This window comes from Planctomycetota bacterium (genome assembly GCA_038746835.1).
Lineage (GTDB): Bacteria > Planctomycetota > Phycisphaerae > Tepidisphaerales > Tepidisphaeraceae > JBCDKH01.
In genome coordinates, this window is the sequence record JBCDKH010000314.1 from 1 (window position 1) to 2048 (window position 2048).

Annotated in this window: 2 protein-coding genes; both read left to right on the forward strand. The window is 67.9% G+C overall.

Annotation, left to right across the window (positions count from 1 at the left end):
- The first annotated feature begins 267 nt into the window (after positions 1–267).
- Positions 268–1530 carry an NAD-dependent epimerase/dehydratase family protein gene (locus AAGI46_16995; GenBank protein MEM1013905.1) on the forward strand — a complete coding sequence of 421 codons (1263 nt, stop codon included), beginning with the start codon at positions 268–270 and terminating at the stop codon, positions 1528–1530.
- 152 nt (positions 1531–1682) lie between these two features.
- The coding region (locus AAGI46_17000) for an NAD-dependent dehydratase (GenBank protein ID MEM1013906.1) at positions 1683–2048 on the forward strand (366 nt) is incomplete at its 3' end.

The following is a 2048-nucleotide window of genomic DNA, read 5'->3' on the forward strand; positions in this document are numbered from 1 at the left end:
GAGGGTTTGGTGCGGGGGTTCCCTCCAGCCCGTGCGTCGGGGGGGACCTCGCCTGGTTCTGCACGTTTTCCCGAACGAGGTCCCTCGCTCCGCTCGGGATGACGGAGATGCTGCTTCACACCAGAGCCCATATGAGACCGGATCGCGGGATGGGTCTTGCCGAAGTCCGCTGCTTCTTCTACAACCGGCTGCACCGCCACCGAACCTGCGTCCGCGCCGACCCACCAGCGAGCCCACCGCCACGCTCTTCCGACGACGACGCTGCCCATGAAGTCCCCTGCCCGCCCTGCTGTACGACCGCGGCCTCCTGTCTCTCGCGAGGTCCGGGCAGCGACGCCGCGCGAGCCCACGGGTGCAGACGTCGAGCCGCTCGACGTGCTCGTCACCGGCGGGGCCGGCTTCATCGGCTCGCACCTGTGCGACGACCTGCTCGCAGCCGGCCATCGCGTCCGCGTGCTCGACTGCCTCAGCCCGCAGGTCCACAGCCCGGAGACCCGTTCGCTTGGCCGGCCCGCCTACCTCGATGACCGCGTCGACGTCCACGTCGGCGACGTCTGCGATCGCCACGCCGTCGACGAGGCCGTGGAGCCGGCCGACGTCGTCGTCCACTTCGCCGCGGCGGTGGGCGTCGGGCAGAGCATGTACGACGTCGCCCGATACACGCAGACCAACGCCCTTGGCACCGCGACACTCATGGAGAGCGTCGTCGCCCGGCACAAGCGACGCCCGCTCAAACGCCTCCTCGTCGCAAGCTCCATGAGCGTCTATGGCGAAGGCCGATATCGCGACGCGAACGGCAGCGTTCACGATCACGCTTCGCGCGACATCGACGCCCTGCGCAGCCGCCTCTGGGAACCGGTCGACGACGATGGCCACGCCCTGGAACCGATCGCTACGCCGGAGGAGAAGTGCCCCGAACTCTCCAGTATTTACGCGCTGGGCAAGTTTGATCAGGAACGCATGAGCCTGCTGCTCGGCAGCGCAGCTGGCCTGCCGACGGTCGCGATGCGGTTCTTCAACGCCTACGGCCCGCGGCAATCGCTCGGCAATCCGTACACGGGCGTCCTCGCGATCTTCGCCGGCAGGCTCCTCGGCGGTGAGGCACCGATGATCTACGAGGACGGCCGGCAACGCCGCGACCTCGTCCACGTGACCGACGTCGCCCGCTGCTGCCGGCTCGCGATCGAGGCCGAGGCAACCCTCATCGCCGGCGAGGTCATCAACGTCGGCTCCGGCGAAGACCGCACCGTCCTGGACGTCGCTCGCGACCTGGCCGAGACGGTCGATCGGGCCGAGGTCGAACCCGAGATCGCCGGCAAGTACCGCGTCGGCGACATCCGTCACTGCTTCGCCGACATCTCCAAAGCCCGTCGTCTTCTTGGATTCCAGCCCGAAGTCGCCTGGACCAACGGCATTCGCGAGCTGGCCCTCTGGCTCGACGGCCAACGCCACGCCACCGAAACCACCGCCGCCCCCGCCCGCATCCGCGCCGCCCACGACGAACTCACCCGCCACGGCCTCGCAGTCTGAGCGCACGATCGGGTCACTCGTCAAACGACGCGCAGCATCACGATGCCCTCGAATCGAAGCCGTGGGCAGAGCGCAGCGTCGCCCCGGGCTCTCGGAAACAAAACCCCACCAGCAGCAACACCAGCACCCCAAACCACGACTACGAATCCCCCGTGGCGACCGGCACCGCACAGCAAAACGAGCCGATCCTCGGGATTCTCGAATGGTTTCGCCCCGGCGAACACGCCCGCGTCGAACGCGCACTCGACGCCCTGGACAAACTGAAGATCCGGTACCTCCGCACCGGCATCAGCTGGGCCGACTGGATGACGCCCGAAGGCCGACCCTGGTACGAGTGGCTGCTCCCGACGCTGGCGAGCCGCGTCGACGTGCTCCCGTGCTTCAACTACACGCCGCCCAGCCTGAACGATCACAACGCGACCAACGCTCCGCCACGCCGGCTCGAAGAGTTCGGCGACTTCGTCTGCTATTGCATCGAACTGTTCGGAGACCACTTCGACTGGGTCGAGGTCTGGAAC

Excerpts from the sequence above, each read along its gene's own strand:
- AAGI46_16995 (MEM1013905.1), top strand. The coding sequence starts at position 268 with ATGAAGTCCCCTGCCCGCCCTGCTGTACGACCGCGGCCTCCTGTCTCT.